This window comes from Sulfurivirga caldicuralii, assembly GCF_900141795.1.
Taxonomy (GTDB): Bacteria; Pseudomonadota; Gammaproteobacteria; order Thiomicrospirales; family Thiomicrospiraceae; genus Sulfurivirga; species Sulfurivirga caldicuralii.
Genome location: NZ_FSRE01000002.1, coordinates 459710 through 477150 on the forward strand (window position 1 = coordinate 459710; position 17441 = coordinate 477150).

General features: G+C 57.2%; 12 protein-coding genes. 8 read left to right on the forward strand and 4 right to left on the reverse strand.

Going from position 1 to position 17441, the window contains the following annotated elements:
* The first annotated feature begins 156 nt into the window (after window positions 1-156).
* Entirely contained in the window at window positions 157-1377 is a 1221-nt protein-coding gene (locus tag BUQ81_RS05435; protein WP_074201359.1) for a PfkB family carbohydrate kinase, read from the forward strand.
* Between the two features lie 95 nt (window positions 1378-1472).
* On the opposite strand, the gene rlmB is transcribed toward BUQ81_RS05435, so the two are convergent.
* The gene (gene rlmB, locus BUQ81_RS05440) at window positions 1473-2210 is read right to left on the reverse strand and encodes a 23S rRNA (guanosine(2251)-2'-O)-methyltransferase RlmB (protein WP_074201360.1); all 738 of its coding nucleotides are present in this window, start codon (window positions 2208-2210) and stop codon (window positions 1473-1475) included.
* Window positions 2207-4642 (reverse strand): ribonuclease R, encoded by a 2436-nt coding sequence (gene rnr, locus BUQ81_RS05445; RefSeq protein ID WP_074201361.1) that lies wholly within the window; start codon window positions 4640-4642, stop codon window positions 2207-2209. The genes rlmB and rnr overlap by 4 nt, the downstream gene beginning before the upstream one ends.
* Window positions 4643-5200: 558 nt before the next feature.
* Here rnr and BUQ81_RS05450 point away from each other — a divergent pair.
* Complete coding sequence (locus BUQ81_RS05450; RefSeq protein ID WP_084188266.1) at window positions 5201-6709, forward strand: MltF family protein; 1509 nt, start codon at window positions 5201-5203, stop codon at window positions 6707-6709.
* Here the strand turns inward: BUQ81_RS05450 and thiI are convergent.
* Window positions 6624-8081 (reverse strand): tRNA uracil 4-sulfurtransferase ThiI, encoded by a 1458-nt coding sequence (thiI, locus tag BUQ81_RS05455; protein WP_084188251.1) that lies wholly within the window; start codon window positions 8079-8081, stop codon window positions 6624-6626. The genes BUQ81_RS05450 and thiI overlap by 86 nt on opposite strands.
* 155 nt (window positions 8082-8236) lie before the next feature.
* On the opposite strand from thiI, the gene BUQ81_RS05460 reads away from it, so the two are divergent.
* From BUQ81_RS05460 to BUQ81_RS05480, 5 genes are all read left to right on the forward strand, one after another.
* Window positions 8237-9211 carry a class 1 fructose-bisphosphatase gene (locus BUQ81_RS05460; RefSeq protein WP_074201364.1) on the forward strand — a complete coding sequence of 325 codons (975 nt, stop codon included), beginning with the start codon at window positions 8237-8239 and terminating at the stop codon, window positions 9209-9211.
* Window positions 9212-9289: 78 nt separating this feature from the next.
* Window positions 9290-9820, forward strand: coding sequence for an inorganic diphosphatase (gene ppa / locus BUQ81_RS05465; protein WP_074201365.1), 531 nt, complete (start codon window positions 9290-9292; stop codon window positions 9818-9820).
* A 120-nt stretch (window positions 9821-9940) separates the two neighbouring features.
* Window positions 9941-12733: a phosphoenolpyruvate carboxylase gene (ppc, locus tag BUQ81_RS05470; protein WP_074201366.1), complete on the forward strand. Its 2793-nt coding sequence runs from the start codon at window positions 9941-9943 to the stop codon at window positions 12731-12733.
* A 103-nt stretch (window positions 12734-12836) separates the two neighbouring features.
* Window positions 12837-13226 carry an aspartate 1-decarboxylase gene (gene panD, locus BUQ81_RS05475; RefSeq protein WP_074201367.1) on the forward strand — a complete coding sequence of 130 codons (390 nt, stop codon included), beginning with the start codon at window positions 12837-12839 and terminating at the stop codon, window positions 13224-13226.
* A 66-nt stretch (window positions 13227-13292) separates the two neighbouring features.
* A complete protein-coding gene (locus tag BUQ81_RS05480) occupies window positions 13293-13877 on the forward strand; it encodes a PilZ domain-containing protein (protein ID WP_074201368.1) in 585 nt (194 codons plus the stop codon).
* Window positions 13878-14179: 302 nt separating this feature from the next.
* Here the strand turns inward: BUQ81_RS05480 and apbC are convergent, their stop codons facing one another.
* A complete protein-coding gene (gene apbC / locus BUQ81_RS05485; RefSeq protein WP_143598464.1) occupies window positions 14180-15295 on the reverse strand; it encodes an iron-sulfur cluster carrier protein ApbC in 1116 nt (371 codons plus the stop codon).
* 55 nt (window positions 15296-15350) lie between these two features.
* Here apbC and metG point away from each other — a divergent pair, with 55 nt between their 5' ends.
* Window positions 15351-17408, forward strand: coding sequence for a methionine--tRNA ligase (gene metG, locus BUQ81_RS05490; protein WP_074201369.1), 2058 nt, complete (start codon window positions 15351-15353; stop codon window positions 17406-17408).
* Window positions 17409-17441: the final 33 nt, after the last annotated feature.

A 17441-nucleotide genomic window follows, 5' to 3' on the forward strand; every position in this document is an offset into this window, starting at 1 on the left:
CCACTGCAAGCTCGAATCGCAACCATGGCAGCATCCTGCCGCATCAATAAAAACGCTGCTTCATCGCCAGCCAGAACGCCCCCAGCAAACAGCCGTTCAGACAGGTTCGACCATCACTTAAAATACAGTCCCTTTAACACTTCAGGATCACAGGCGATGAGCAGCTTTCTTGGTGTAGGCAACCTGGTACTGGACACCATTCTGACGACCAGCCACTTTCCAGCTGAAAACGAGGAAATGCGGGCAGAGGCGCGCCAGCTGCAGCCCGGCGGCAATGCGGCCAACACCCTCTATGTTCTCAAGCAACTTGGACATGAGTGCGCCCTTGCCAGCGCTATTGCCGTGGACGACAGCGGACGCAAGCTGCTCAAGGCCGTCAGTGACCGCGGTATTGATACATCGCTGTGTCAGAAACGCCTCAAGGGGGCTACGCCAACCAGCTACGTACTGGTCAACAAGGAAAACGGCAGCCGCACCATCGTGCACTACCGCGATCTGGCCGAACTGGACTTCGAGCACTTCGCCAGGCAAGAAATCGAGCGTTTTGACTGGCTCCACTTTGAAGGTCGCAATGTGGACAACCTCAAAGGCATGCTCAATATCGCCCGCACATTCTGCCCGAATACGCCTATCAGCCTCGAGCTGGAAAAGCCGCGCGATGGTATCGAAGCGCTCTTTGGCGTGCCCAATCTTATTATTATCGCGCGACACTATGCTAACGATACGGGATTGGCGGATGCAGAAGCGGCTATCGAGCATGTGCGCACCTTTGCGCCTCAAGCCACACTCGTCTGCACCTGGGGCAGTGATGGCGCCTGGTTTGCCTCACCGGGGAATCCCATTCGGCACCAGCCAGCCATTCCTGTTCCCCGCGTTGTGGACACACTGGGGGCCGGCGACACCTTTAATGCCGGACTTTTGCATAAACTGGCAGAAGGCGCCCCCATTGATGAGGCCGTCCGCTTTGCCGCAGAGCTGGCGGCACGCAAGATTCGCCAGCAGGGTTTTGATAATCTGCTCGCTCCTTTAGCGGATGACCAGCCACTGACGCATGTGGACAATGTCACCAACGCCCGCGCCACCATTGCGCGCGTCCCTGGCAAGGAGTTCAGCGTCATTCTCATCAAGGATGGTGAAGGGAAAATCCGCGCGTGGGTCAACAACTGCCCGCATCAGCATGTTCCGCTCAACGAAGCCTACAAGGTGGACGTCAATCCCTTTACCCAAACCATGAAATGCTCAGTGCACGATGCCTGGTTCAAGGTGGATGATGGGGAATGTGTCGAAGGCCCCTGTTACGGCGATCACCTGACGCCCTTCCCTATCCGCATTGATGAGGACGGCAATATCTATGCCGATACGTCCGAAAGCGACTGAAAGCGTGAATTACAAAGGGGGTCCCCGACTTTTTTGAAAGCACAAAAAAAGCCCGCTGCAAGAAGCGGGCTGCTCAGAAGGCAAAAATGGCCCTTTCAGGCATAGCGACGCTGCCGCAGGGTTTCATAGAGCGCAACCCCGGCAGCAACGGAAACATTGAGGCTTTCCACGCTGCCCACCATGGGCAGCGCACAGATAAAGTCACACTGCTCTCGCGTCAGGCGGCGCAGCCCCTTTCCTTCCGCACCCAACACCAGGCCCACGGGACCGGTGAGATCCTGCTGAAACAACACCGTATCCGTCTCGCCCGCCAGGCCCACCAGCCATAGACCAGCCTCCTTGGCGGCTTCCATGGCGCGGGCCAAGTTGTTGACCGCAATGACGGGTATGGTTTCGGCCGCACCGCTGGCCACCTTGCGCACCACCGGTGTCACCCCGACAGACTGATGCTTGGGGATGACGATGGCCTGAGCACCTGTGGCATCACACGTGCGCAAAATGGCGCCCAGATTGTGGGGATCCTGCACTTCATCGAGAAAAACGATGAGGGGCTGTTCAACGGAACCGATCAACTCGGGCAAGTCGGTCTCAGTGAAGCGGGGAGAAGCGCTTTTGGCCAGCTCCGCCACCACACCCTGGTGAACCCCTTCGAAGCGTTCGAAAAAGCGGCGGTCGGCAAAATCGACAGTGATGCCCTGCTTTTGCGCCAGCTGCTGCAGTTTCTGCTGACGGGTATTGAGCCGCCCACGCCCCATGACCAGGCGGCAAACCCCCTGTCCGCCCTGCTTGAGCAGCTTTTCAACAGCATGCAGGCCGTAAACCCAGTCGCTCATGCCTGTGCCCTGGGCTTCCGTGTCCGCTTGCGACGCGGCTTGCGCTTGGGTGCATCCGTCGCCTTTTTATCCGCATCCGCGCCGCCGACCTGAGCGGCCGCTTTCTTGCTACCACGCCCGCGCCCGCCGCGACGACGAGGCTTGCGCTTTTTCGCCTCCTCATCGCGACCGGCTTCGGCCTGAGCCTCAGTCACATCACCGGCTTCATTGTCCACCCCCAGCTCATCAGGCGCCTTGAGCAGGCGCAACTCCACCTTGCGCTCGTCCAGATTGACCTGCGCCACCTGAACCCGCACCGGATCGCCGATACGGAAGCGGCGCCTGGTGCGCTCACCGACCAGACAGTGACGGGCCCGGTCATAGACAAAATAGTCGTCACCCAGCTCGGTTACATGGACCAGACCTTCCACATACAGCGGCTGCAGTTCCACAAATATGCCGAAATTGGTTACCGCCGAAATGATGCCGTCATACTCGTTGCCTAAATGGTGGGAGAGGTATTCGCACTTGAGGAAGTTCACCGCATCGCGTGTTGCTTCATCGGCGCGGCGCTCCGTTTCGGAGCAGTGGCCGCCGATCTCTTCCATACGCGGCAGGTCATAGGGATACAGTTCCTTCTCAAGCACATGGCGCAGGGCACGGTGAATAATCAGGTCCGGGTAGCGACGGATGGGTGAGGTAAAGTGGGTATAGCAGTCGAAATTCAGACCGAAGTGCCCCTTGTTCTCCGGCTGGTACACTGCCTGATTCATGCTACGCAGCATGACCGTCTGCACCAGGTTCGCATAGGGCTTGCCTTCCACCTGCTTGAGCACTGCCGCAAAATCGGCTGCAGTGGGCGCATCACCACCCCGCAGCGTCAGGCCAAAGTCGGCCAGGAAGGTACGCAATTCCTGCAGACGCTCCGGCTTGGGCGGCTCGTGCACGCGGTACAGGATTGGGAAATCAAATTTGGCGAGATGCTTGGCCGCGGCCACATTGGCCATCAGCATGCACTCCTCGATCAACTTGTGCGCATCGTTGCGGATAACCGGCACGATCTCCTTGATCTTGCGGTTTTCATCAAACTCGATGCGGGTTTCCACCGTATCAAAGTCCAATACGCCGCGCTGTTCACGCTGCTTGCGCAGCACCTGATACAGTTCGTACAGTTCCTTGACGTGCGGCAAAACCGCTTTCAGATCTTCGGAACAGGCGTAATTTTCGTTCGTCAGCGCCTGATAAACCTCGTCATAGGTCAGACGTGCATGGGAATGCATCACCGCCGGGTAAAACTGGCTGCGGCGCAGTTTGCCCTCTTCGGAAATTTCCATGTCCGCCACCATGCACAGACGATCCACGTGCGGGTTCAGGGAGCACAGCCCATTGGAAAGCTTTTCAGGCAGCATGGGTACGGTCAGTTGCGGGAAATAGACACTGTTGCCCCGCCGATAGGCATCTTCATCCAGCGCGCTGCCAGGCTGCACATAGTGGGATACGTCAGCGATGGCCACCACCAGCCGCCAGCCGTTCTTGCGTCGCTTGGCAAATACGGCATCATCAAAGTCCTTGGAATCCACCCCGTCAATGGTCACCAGTGGCAGATGACGCAAATCCTTGCGCCCCTTCTTCTCCTCCTCAAGCACCGTATCCGGAATCTCATCCAGCTCGGCCAGAGCTTCGGCAGACCACTCATTGGGGATGTCATAGGCGTAGATGGCCGACTCGATTTCAAGACCGGGATCCAGATAATCACCCAGCACCTTGATGACACGACCTACGGGACCTGAACGGCGTGTGGGCTGGCGAATGATTTCTGCCAGAACAACCTGGCCTTCCTTCGCACCCCCCAGGCCGTCGCCGGGGATGAAAAGGTCCTGCGTAATGCGCGGATTGCTGGGCTGCACCCAGGCCAGTCCGTATTCATCCAGATGCAGACGGCCGAGAATCTTCTGTGTATGGCGACGAATGACTTCGACGATGACACCTTCCTTGCGGCCTCGCTTGTCCTCGCCGACGACAGAAACCAGCACTTCGTCGCCGTGCAGCACCTTGTGCATTTCATGGGCGGGGATGTAAATGTCCTCTGCACTCACCTCCGGATCTTCCGGCACCAGAAAGCCGAAGCCGTCCGGATGGCCAATGATGCGGCCCTTGACCAGATGCATGCGCTTGACGATGCCGTAGGCACCGCGGCGATTGCGCAGCAGCTGGCCATCGCGCACCATCGCCTTGAGCCGACGTGACAGGCCTTCCAGACGCTCTTCGTCCTCAATACCGAGACGGGCCGCAATCACCTTGAATGGAAGCGGCTTTCCTTCTTCCTCGAGAAACTTGAGAATGAATTCACGGCTGGGGACAGGGTTTTCATACTTTTCCGCTTCGCGCTCGGCGTGCGGATCTGCAGCAATGGGATCAACCTTGCTGCGCTTGTTGTTTTCCTGATCTTGCATTTTGATTCTTAACCTTTTCTTGTTGCAGGATGATTCAATGCTGACCGAAGTCAGCGAGTGCGCCACACGTCTTGGCCAGACGCGGTCTGCACCGATTTGTCACACCCTCCAAAACCTGTCAATTCTTGCAACATGCTGCAAAAAAACACAGGTTTTGCAGGGTGTGGTCGCGATTATACTTTATGCACCACGGCATAAAACGGCAGAACACCTTTGGCATCTGCGCAAAACCTCTGAGTGCGCTCGCGGTGCAGGCGCGATGGGGTAGATGCAAGGCGCGAGCCGCAGGGTTTGGTGGCTCCAAATCCAAGGCGAGCAACACAGCAAATGCCGCCATCCCGCCGCAATCCGAAGGGGGCGATTCTGAGCCAGTGCTGCGATGTGGATCGCTGACATGGAATGACCATGCTGCGCTCCCCACGCCTTACCTTGAACCAGAATCGCCACTGTAGCGACCGTTCAGAGGTTTTGCGGAGGTGCCCTATCTTTACCTTACACACTTTCCAGTGCGTGGTAGACTGCTGAAGGTGCCTTGTGGAGGAGCATGGATGCCGGATGATGAATTTCCGTAAATGGCGCTGGCTATTCGCCTGCCTCCTTTCAGGGTGGCTTGCGGGTGGCCTGGCGCAGGAAGACGAAGCGTATTCATTTAATGGGCGCCTGTTGCTGCCTTTTCAAGGGGACCTGCCCGAAATGCAGCAGCGCCGCCTGATTCGCGTACTCGTCAATCCATCACGCACCAACTTTTTTTTCGAAGGCGATCGCATTCGCGGCATCGAGCATGAACTGCTGAGCCGCTACGAACAATTTCTCAATCGCGGCCCGCGAAAACAGCGCTACCGCATTCACCTTATCTATCTGCCCACCCCTTTCAGTGTCGTGCTGGATGGGGTGATAACCGGCAAGGGTGACATCGGTGCGGCCGGGCTGACCATCACCCCTGAACGCGCCAATCTGGTAGCCTTTACCAAGCCCTATCTCACAGGCATCAATGAGGTACTTGTCACTGCTGCTGATGTACCGCAGCCCAGGCGGCTGGAAGACCTATCTAACAAGGTGGTGGTTGTGGTGCGTCACAGCAGCTATGCCGCCCATCTGCAGCTCTTCAATCTGGCACTGGGACAGGCTGGCCTGCAGCCCATGGAGGTGGTTCAGGCCGACCCCACCCTGGAGGCAGAGGATATTCTTGAGCTGGTCAACGAGGGACTCGTGGACTACACCGTTGTGGACAGCCATATCGCTGCGCTGTGGGAAAAGGTCCTGCCCAATATCCGCGTGCACGAGAATTTCGTGTTTCACTATGGTGGCGAAATCGGCTGGGCAGTGCGCAAGACCAACCCCAAGTTGCTTCGCTCACTCAATGACTTCATTGAGCGCTATGCCAGGCCGGGCAAACTGCTCAGCAACATTCTCTACAAACGCTACTTTGAAAACACGCGCTGGCTGAATCAGGACTTCACGCAAAGCGCCCGGAAAGGCTTCCGGTGCTACAAGCCGTGGCTGCATACTTTTGCAGATTTCTTCGATTTTCCCTGGCATCTGCTGGCTGCTGTCGCCTATACGGAATCACACCTGAACCCTCGCAAGAGGAGCAGTGCCGGGGCGGTGGGGTTGATGCAGATCAAGCCGGTCATTGCCCGTCAGTTTGGCATCCGCAATCTGTACGACCCCTATGACAACCTGTTTGCCGGCAGCGCCTATCTGGCCTGGCTACGGGATATCTATTTTGATGAACCCGGCTACACGCCCGAAGAACGTCTCAATTTTGTGCTAGCCGCCTATAATGCCGGCCCTACCCGCGTTCGCAAACTGCAAAAGGAAGCCGCTGCACGCGGACTCGATCCCTACAAGTGGTTTTACAACGTGGAAATCGTCGCACGTCAGCGTATTGGGCACGAAACCGTCAATTATGTGGCCCGCGTACGCAAGACCGAAACCGCGCTACGGTTGATGGAGGCCCTTGAAGAACACCAGCGCCGCGTCAAGCTGAACCTTCTCGCCCGTCAGGACGATACACCCGCACATCAAACCCCTGCGTCAGCAGATGCTGCCCGTGCAGCTGACTGAGCACGCCCTTGTCGCAATAAAGCAGATAACGCTTGCTCGGATCCAGCTCTGCAAAGCGGCGGTTGAGTTGATGAAACGAGATCTGCAGCGAAGCTTCGGGCAATGGACGCGCCTGTGCCTGCTCCGGCATGCGGATATCCACCACCACATCCCCGTCTGCCACCGCATTGACCACCGGAACCGCCTGCTGTGCATTGATATTGGCCACCAGCTCATCCACATTGAAACGCTCGCGCCGTGCGACCGCATCCTCCAGGAGGGAAAAATCGAAGCGTTTTTCCGCCTCAGCCAGTTTCTTGAAGGACCCATGGGTCACCGGATTGCGTGAAATCACGCCACAGTATTCCGGCATGGTCTCGGCAAATTCACGGGTGCCAATTTGGTCCGCCAGACGGATGATGTCCGGCTTGTCCATCATGGCGAGTGGACGCAGCACCAGCTTGTCCGTGGCCTGATCGATCAGGGCCAGGTTGCGCAACGTCTGACTTGACACCTGTGCAACGCTTTCGCCGGTCACTAGTGCGTCCAGCCCCATCTCGTCTGCCACCCGTTCGGCTGCCATCAGCATCAGACGCTTGAGCATCACCCCCATGTAGCTGTCGGGAACCTGCGTCAGCAGCCCCTCCACCACACCTTCAAAGGGGACGGAAATGAACCTGACCCGATGGGAACTGCCAAAGCGCTGCCACAGGTAATAGCTCACCTGCTTCACACCAATATCATGGGCAATACCCCCCAGATTGAAAAACAGGAAGTGGGTCTTGATGCCACGGCGCATGCTCAGGTAGGACGCCACCGTAGAATCAAACCCGCCCGATACCAGCGACAACGCCTCGCCCTGGGAGCCCAGCGGGTAGCCGCCCAGGCCGGGGAGACGCGCGTCGATCAGACTCAGGGTATTGTTTTCCACCTCCAGCTCCACACGCACGTCCGGGTGGTGCAGATCGACGCCTGCCGTTTCCCCGGTCCGCAGCAGCGCACCACCCACATGGCGCTCGATTTCCTGTGAGGTAAAGACATGCTGCCCCTTGCGCTTCACCCGCACCACAAAAGTCTTGGCACGCACCCGGTCGGCGGCCTGCTCCACGACAATGCGTGCAATTTCCTCAAGGGAAACCGGATCAAGACGAAACTGCCGTACCCGCAGAACCTGCTCGATACCTGGTGTATGGGTCAGCAGATCCTCGGCATCATTGGCATGTGCGTCATCCACCTCCACTTCAATCTTGTCGAGAAAGCGCTTGACCTGTGGCGCCATGTTGCGCTGTAGCAGCATGCGCTTCAGATTGTCTGCCAGCTGCGCGGTCATTTTCTTTTTGACGCTGGCGCCCTTGATCATGATTTCCGGAAAGAGTTTGACGATATATCGCATGGGTGTCTCAAAGGTTATTAGGGAGAGATAGCACATCTGCCGTCGGTCGCCTTGCAGCGGGAATACATCGACCCAAGGTCGATCACCTTTTATTTTGCGGCTTTTTCGGCTATGCTTTGCAGAATCATTTTAGCTAAATCCAGGAGAAGTTCCCTATGTTGCGTGTCGACGAAATCCTGCGCCGCGATGGTGCATCCGATGAACTGCGCTCTGTTATCAACCACATTCTGGTCGGTTGCAAGGAAATTGCGCACAAACTGAGCCAGGGCGAGCTGGCCGGCATCCTCGGCTCTACCGAAACCGAAAACGTACAGGGTGAAACGCAGAAAAAGCTGGACGTCATCTCCAACGACGTTCTCAAGCATATCCTCAAGCAGGACCCCAACGTGCGCGGCATTGCATCCGAAGAGGAAGACAACACCGTTGCCGCCAACGATGATGGCAAGTATCTGGTGACCTTCGATCCGCTGGATGGCTCATCCAATATCGATGTAAACCTGTCTGTCGGCACCATCTTCTCCATTCTGGAAGCTCAGGGCGAAGGCTCCGGTGACAACATGGAGCTGTTCCTGCAGTCCGGCCGCAACCAGGTTGCTGCCGGTTACGTCCTGTACGGCCCCTCCGCCATTCTGGTGCTGACTACCGGCAAGGGCGTGAACTTCTTTACGCTGGATCGCCACATCGGTGAATTCGTGCTGACCAAGGAAAAGGTGTGCATCCCCGAAGACACCAAGGAATTCGCCATCAACATGTCCAACCAGCGCTTCTGGGAAAAGCCCATGCAGGATTACATCAGCCACTGCCTGCAGGGTGAAGAAGGCCCCCTGGGCAAGCGCTACAACATGCGCTGGGTTGCCTCCATGGTGGCCGAAGTGCACCGCATCCTGGTGCGTGGCGGTATCTTCATGTACCCCTGGGACAGCCGCGATCCCGGCAAGGCCGGCAAGCTGCGCCTGATGTACGAAGGCAACCCCATGAGCTTCATCGTCGAGCAGGCCTGCGGCCGCTCCACAACGGGGCGCGAAGACATCATGGATATTCAGCCTACGGAAATTCACCAGCGTGTACCGGTGGTTCTGGGCTCGAAGAACGAAGTTGAAACCGTCATGCGCTACCACCAGGAGGGCTGAACGCCAACCGGTATTCCATGACATTCACACCCGCGCAAGCGGGTGTTTTTCATTTCCTCAAGGCACAAGGAGCTGAGCATGAGTTTTGCAGACGTACCCGCTGGCAAGAACATTCCCCACGAAATCAATGTCATCATTGAAATTCCGGCGTTTGCCCCGCCGATCAAGTACGAAATCGACAAGGACACCCAGGTTGTGTGGGTAGACCGCCTGCAGGCCACCACCATGGCCTATCCGGCCAACTACGGCTACATCAACCAGACCCTCGCCAACGACGGCGACCCGGTTGACGTACTGGTGGTCACCCCCCATCCACTGATGGTTGGCTGTGTCATTCCCGCCCGTCCCATCGGCATGCTGCGCATGACCGACGACGGCGGTGAAGACAGCAAGATCATCGCTGTCCCCACCAGCAAGATGACCACCATCTATGATCATGTGGAAAAGGTGGAAGACCTGCCGCTGATCAAGGAGCAGACCGAACACTTCTTCAGCCATTACAAGGACCTGGAGAAAGGCAAGTGGGTCAAGATAGAAGGCTGGGAAGACGTCAACATGGCCAAGAAGGAAATCCTCGAGGCCCACGAAAACTTCTGCAGCGGAAAATAACGCTTCCTTTCGCCAGCCATTCAAGCCCCGCTCTGCGGGGCTTTTCGTTTTTACCGGCATGAAGCCGCACGCTTCACCCGGTATAATGTATCGGTTTTGAACTTAACAATGGGAGTTGGCATGGCCAGCGAAGAACTTCGAGATCAGCGACTGCGCGCGCGCGTCAAGCTTCTGGGCAACCTGCTGGGCGAGATCATCCGCAAGGAGCACGGCGACGAAATTCTCAATGCCATCGAGAAACTGCGCAAGGGCTTCATCCAGTTGCGGCAAGAGGACGACCCCGCCCTGCGCGAAGAACTGATTCACTTTATCGAATCGCTGGACCCCGACTCCCTCATCCTCATCATTCGTGCCTTCAATATCTATTTCGGCCTGGTCAACCTGGCCGAGGAAGAGCATCAGTTCCATGAGCGCCAGACTCAGGTCAAGTCCGACGGCCCCCTGTGGTTCGGCTCCGTGCTCAGCACCCTGAACGAATTCAAGAAGGAAGGCATTACCCGCGAAGAGCTGGAGCTTCTGCTCAACCGACTCAACTACATTCCGGTCTTCACGGCACACCCCACCGAATCCAAGCGCCGCGTCACCATGGAAAACCAACGCCGCATTTTTGAAACCATCGGTGAGCTGAATGAAGCCGAGCTGTACCAGAACACCTACTTGCAGGAAGAGATCATTCACAAGCTGAAGTATCAGATTCAGACCTTGTGGAAGACCGATGAAATTCGCCGCCATAAGCCCACCGTGGAAGACGAGATTCGTAACGGCATCTACTATTTTCGCCTGTCTCTGTTCAAGGCCATTCCAGCAGTGTATCGCTATATGGAACGGGCCGTGGCGCGCAACTACGGGGAGAAAATCTTTACTATCCCCAACTTCATGACCTTCGGTTCCTGGATTGGTGGCGACCGCGACGGCAACCCCTACGTCACCCATGAAACCACCGAGCATGCGCTGTACATGCATGCGCGTGCCGCCCTGTATGAATACCAGCGCCGCATCTTCCAGCTGGCCGGGCAACTGACCCATTCCCGCTATCTGTGCAACATCAAGCAGGACGTGCTTAACCGCGTCACCATCGTGGATGCCGATCTGATCAGCATGGTGTTCAAGAAACGGGCTGACCGTTTCCGTGATGAGCCCTACCGCCGCTTCCTTTACCTGATTCACGGGCGACTGCAGTGCAACCTCAACTATGTGGAAGGCAAGCTCAACGACCAGCCCATCCAGAAAAGCCGTTTTGCCTATCAGAATGAAGAGGAGCTGCTGGATGATCTGCGCATCATCTACGACTCCCTGTGTGAACACGGCGACGAGGATCTGGCCAATGCCGACCTGCGCGACCTGATCCGTCTGGTAGAAACCTTTGGTTTTTACCTCATGCGCCTCGACATTCGCCAGGAATCCACTGTACACACGGACGCCGTTGCTGACCTGCTCAAGAACGTCAATGTGGATTATCTGAGCCTCGACGAAACCGAGCGGCAAAAACTGCTGGCCGAGCATATCGCCTCGGCCACCATTATCGATACGCAGCACCTCGAGCTGGAGCCCATGACGCGCGAAGTGCTTGAGGTTTTCCACGTCATGCGCCGCATGCGCGACGAGATCAGCCCCAAGGCATTCAATAACTACGTCATCTCCATGACGCATCAGGCCAGCCACGTACTGGAAGTGCTCTTCCTCGCCCACCAGGCGGGGCTGGCCGGCTACCATGGCAAGACGCCCTACTGTTTCGTCAACGTCAGCCCGCTGTTTGAAACCATTGAGGATCTGGAGCACATCGTACCGGTCACCGAAGCCCTGTTCCAGAATGAGACCTACATGGCCCTGCTCAAGGCCAGCGGCAATCAGCAGGAAATCATGCTGGGCTACTCCGATTCTGCCAAGGATGGTGGCAATCTGGCGTCGGCCTGGAGCCTGTATCAGGCGCAGAAGGAGATCATCGCCCTGGCTGACCGCTACAACGTGGACTGCCGCCTGTTCCACGGCCGGGGTGGCACAATCGGTCGCGGCGGCGGCCCGACGCACCTGGCGATCATGTCCCAGCCAGCGGGCACCGTCCGTGGCGAGATCAAGTTCACCGAACAGGGTGAAGTACTGTCCTACAAGTACAGCAACGAGGAAACCGCTGCCTACGAGCTGTCCTTGGGTGTCACCGGCCTGATGAAAGCCAGCCTGGGTCTGATTCGTCCTGTACCGGAAGATGATCCGAAACACCTGGAGATGATGAAGAAACTGGCCAAGGATGGCGAGCGCCACTACCGTGAGCTAACCGATCACACACCCGGGTTCTTCGAAGTGTTTTACGAGATCACCCCTGTGAATGAAATTGGACTGCTCAATATCGGCTCTCGCCCCTCCCATCGCAAGAAGACGGTATTGGGCAAGAGCTCCATCCGCGCCATTCCGTGGGTATTCGGCTGGGCACAGGCACGCCTAACCTTCCCGGCCTGGTATGGCACCGGCTATGCCCTGCAGAAAAAGCATGAAGCCGGGCTGAATGCTGAACTCAAGGACATGTACGAGCGCTGGCCCTTCTTCCGCGCCATCATCAGCAATATCCAGATGGCACTAGCCAAGACGGACCTGAAGATCGGCAAGGAATACAGCAAGTTGGCAAAGGACCAACAGACCGCACAGAAAATCTACAACATGATTGCACAAGAGCATACCCGCACGGTGGATCGCGTACTGGACGTCTCGGGCAACCCTTATCTGATGGCCGATGTCCCCACCATTGCCCTCTCGCTGCAGCGCCGCAACCCCTACCTGGATCCCCTCAACCATATCCAGGTGGTGCTGTTGCGCCGCTATCACAATGAAAGCCTGCCGGAAGAAGAGCGGGAAAAGTGGCTGACGCCGCTATTGCGCTCCATCAATGCCATCGCCGCCGGCATGCGCAACACCGGCTGACCGGCCCCACGTGCACGCTATCTGCCGCCAGCCCTCTTGGGTTCGCGGCAGTTATCCCCATATCTGCTATAATTCAAGCATTAAACTTCAGTGACTCAGACCTATGTTTGTAACGCTGCTCAAGGCCAAACTGCATCGCGTAACCGCCACACAGGTGGAGCTGGACTACGAAGGCTCCTGTGCCATTGATGGTCACCTGCTCGACCGGGCTGGCATTCGTGAATACGAGCAGATCCAGATCTACAACATCACCAATGGCGAACGCTTCACCACCTATGCCATTCGCGCCGAAGCCCATAGCGGCACCATCAGCGTCAATGGCGCAGCAGCACACAAGGCCCGGGTGGGCGATCTGCTGATTATCGCCAGCTACGCACAGATGGATGAGGCCGAAGCCGAAAATTTCCAGCCCACGCTGGTGTATGTGGATGAGCGAAATCGCATCACCGCCATCAAGAACCAAATCCCCGAACAGAAGCTCAAGGCCGTCTGAACTGGCGCGCTTTGTGCTTGCATCCTGATTATCTCAACCAGCAAACGCGAATCAGAGGCACGTCACATGAGCCAGAACAAACGGGGTTTTTATCGTCTCAACGTCATGATTCCCTTGAGCTATCGCATCCTCAGCGAGGAAGAAGCCAAGGCCGAACCCCTGCCGAAAGAGGAAGCGAACAGCGCCTATATCGAGCGTCACTTTCTCGATACGCTGCAGAAAATCGAACACGAGCTGCACACCGCAGTAGAAAAGATTGCCAGCAAGAGCGACCTGCTCGCCAGCGCACTGCATGCGCTCAACAGCAAGATCAATCTGGCGCTACAGACAGTGGACAAGCGCCAACTGGCGCATCTGATGCCGCTACGTCGTGTCAATATCAGCGGTGGCGGTCTTGCCTTCATTATCGAAGATGCCATTCACCCGACCGACAAGATCGACCTGCTCATGCAACCCCTCCCGGAGGAAGACCCCATCCTGGTGCGCGGTCATGTGGTCAATATTCAGCCTGCGCCGGAAAAGAGCCCACAGGCAAAACGGATCGCCGTGGAGTTTGAAAACCTGACGGAAAACGATCGCCGCAAGCTCATTTTCTTTATTCAGAAAAAGGAACTGGAGCAGGCGCAGATCGAAAAGGCCAAGCAGAAATAAAGGTATCTACGCAAAAAACCTCTGAATACACTCGCGTTGCAGACGTGATGGCGGCAGATGCAAGGCGCAAGCCGCAGGGTCTGGCGGGGGCAAATCCAAGGCGAGCAACGCTGCAGATGCCGCCATCCCACCGCAACCCGAAGGGACAGGGTAATTCTGGCTTCCATGCTTCGCTGTAGCTCGCTTACATGGAAAGACCATGCTGCGCTCGCCACGCCTTGCCTTGAACCAGAGTCGCCACTGTCGCGACCGTTCAGAGGTTCTGTGGAGGTGCCAAAGGTCCCGCCAAAAGGCGGAGGCACTCACTTGACCACGATTTCCGGAAAGAGCTGACGGTACTCCTTCTTCTTCTCCGCCAGTCGGCCCCCCACCTTGATGGCGATCTCATGATAACGGCGTGCCAGTGGACTGTCCGGTTCAGCAACCACGGTGGGTTTGCCCGCATCCATGTCGGCGCAGATGCGCTTATCCAGCGGCAACTTGCCCAGCAAGGGCACACCATTTTCCTGCGCCAGCACCTCCCCACCCGATTCGCCAAAAATCGCCTCCTCACAGCCGCAGCATGAGCAGATGTGCGTGCTCATGTTTTCGATAATGCCCAGCGTGGTGATCTTCACCTTGTCAAACATGGCGATGGCCTTTTTAGCATCCACCACGGCCACCTTTTGCGGCGTGGTAACCGCAATCGCGCCAGAGACCGGGATCTGCTGTGCCAGCGTCAGTTGCACGTCGCCTGTGCCGGGCGGGAGGTCGATGACCAGATAGTCCAGCCCTCCCCAGCGGGTTTCGTTGAGCAGCTGCACCAGTGTCTGCGTGACCAGCGGCCCACGCCAGATCATCGGCGTGTCTTCTTCAATGAGAAAACCGATGGACATGGCCTTGATGCCCATCACCTCAATCGGTTGCATGTGCTGGCCATCTTCCGACTGGGGTCGCTGATGCACCCCTAGCATGGTAGGCAGGCTGGGACCATAAATATCCGCATCCAGAATGCCCACCTGTGCACCTTCCTGTGCAAGGGCCAGCGCCAGATTGACTGCCGTGGTGGACTTGCCCACCCCCCCCTTGCCGGAACCCACGGCAATGATGTTCTTGACCCCTTCAAGCGGCTTGACCCCCGCCTGTACCTCGCGGATTTCTACGGCGGTCTGCCACGTAATCTTTACCTGCTCAAAGCCAGCCTCACGCAGGGCCGCTTCCAGCTGCTCGGTCAGTTGCTGCCACAGGCTCCGAGCCGGAAAGGGCAGCGCCAGCGTCAGCGTCAGCACACCCTTTTTCAGCCTTGCGTCCTGCAGCGCATCCAGATCGGCCAGCGAACGGGCTGCATGAGGCACCACCACCTTTTTCAGTGCCGTTTCAATCGCCTGCTGTTGCGTTTCATCGATACCGTTGCCAAAAAGTTTCTTGAACAGGTTCATAGCCTGGGTTCCGTTTATAATATTGCGCTTATTTTAACGATCCTGTCAAAGCCCCATGAGCCAGAAAACGCGCAAAATCCTTGTGACATCCGCCCTTCCGTATGCCAATGGCCCCATCCATCTGGGGCACTTGGTGGAATACATTCAGACCGACATCTGGGTGCGTTTTCAAAAACTGCAGGGACATGAATGCTATTACGTCTGCGCGGACGACGCCCATGGCACCCCCATCATGCTGCGAGCACAGAACGAGGGCATTACGCCGCAAGCGCTCATCGAGCGCGTTCATGCCGAACACAAGGCCGATTTTGACGGCTTCAACATCGGCTTCGACAACTATTACACCACCCACTCGCCTGAAAACCGCGAACTGGCCAGGGCCATTTTCCTGCGTCTCAAGGAAAAGGGCGCCATCTTCAAGAAGACCATTCGTCAGCTCTACGACCCCGAACGGGAGATGTTTCTGCCGGATCGCTTCATCAAAGGCACCTGTCCGAAGTGCAAGGCCACTGATCAGTATGGTGATAACTGCGAAGTCTGCGGTGCCACCTACAGCCCCACCGAGCTGATCGACCCCTACTCGGCCGTCAGCGGCGCGAAACCGGTGGAAAAAGAGACAGAACACTATTTCTTTGATCTTCCCCAGTTTGCCGACTTCCTGCAGGAGTGGATTCAGGCCGGCCATCTGCAGCCGGAAGTGGCCAACAAGCTGAAGGAGTGGTTCGAGGCCGGTCTGCAGCCCTGGGATATCACACGCGACGCCCCCTATTTTGGCTTCCAGATCCCCGGCGAAAAGGACAAGTACTTTTACGTCTGGCTCGATGCCCCCATCGGCTACATGGCCAGTTTCAAGAATCTGTGCGAGCGCATCGGTCTGGATTTCGATGCCTGGTGGAAAGCGGACAGCGATACCGAGCTGTATCACTTCATCGGCAAGGACATCATCTATTTCCACGCGCTGTTCTGGCCGGCAATGCTGCACGGCAGCGACCATCGCACCCCCACGTTCGTCAATGCACACGGTTTCCTCACCGTGGACGGCCAGAAGATGTCCAAATCCCGCGGCACCTTCATCATGGCGCGCACCTACCTGGAGCATCTGGATCCTGAGTATCTGCGCTACTACTACGCCGCCAAGCTCACCAGCCGTGTGGACGACATTGACCTGAACCTGGAAGACTTTGCCCAGCGCGTCAATGCAGATCTGGTCAACAAGGTGGTCAATCTGGCCAGTCGCAACGCCGGTTTCGTCAACAAGCGCTTCGGCGGCACCCTCGCAGCGGAGTGGTCCGAAGAGGGCCGCGCCCTCTATCAGCAGTTCGTGGACGCGCGCGAAGCCATTGCCGCCAAATACGAAGCCCGCGACTTCAATGCCGCCATGCGCGACATCATGGCGCTGGCCGATCGAGCCAATGAATATGTAGACGCCAAGGCGCCCTGGGTGCTGGCAAAGGACGACAGTAGAAAGGACGAACTGCACGAAGTGGTCTCCGTCAGCCTGAACCTGTTCCGGGCACTGATGACCTACCTGGCCCCGGTTGTGCCCGTCATGGCCGACAAGGCTGCTGGCTTCCTCAATATTAATGGCTGGGACTGGAGCTCACTCGATGCACCCCTGATGGACCACACCATCAACAAGTTCAAGCCGCTGATGACGAGGGTTGAGATGGATCGCATCGAAAAAATGGTTGAAGCCTCAAAGGCAACCCTGCAACAGTCGTCTTCGGCAAAAGCCGCACCCCAGAAAGAAGCCTCGTCTGAAGAAGCCGATTTTGAACCACTGGTGCCGCAAATCACCATCGACGACTTCATGAAGGTGGACATGCGCGTTGCGCGCATCGTCAAGGCAGAGGCCGTGCCGGAGGCGAACAAGCTGCTGAAGCTGACACTGGACATTGGCTTTGAAACGCGCACCGTTTTTGCCGGTATCAAGTCCGCGTATGCGCCGGAAGAGCTGGAGGGCCGACTTACCGTCATGGTCGCCAACCTCAAACCGCGCAAGATGCGCTTTGGCGTATCGGAAGGCATGGTGCTGGCAGCGGGCCCGGGCGGCAAGGAGATCCATATTCTCTCCCCCGATGAAGGGGCCAGACCGGGCGACCGCATCCACTGATGGGGAGAGATTAAAAAGGCTTATCCCCCATGG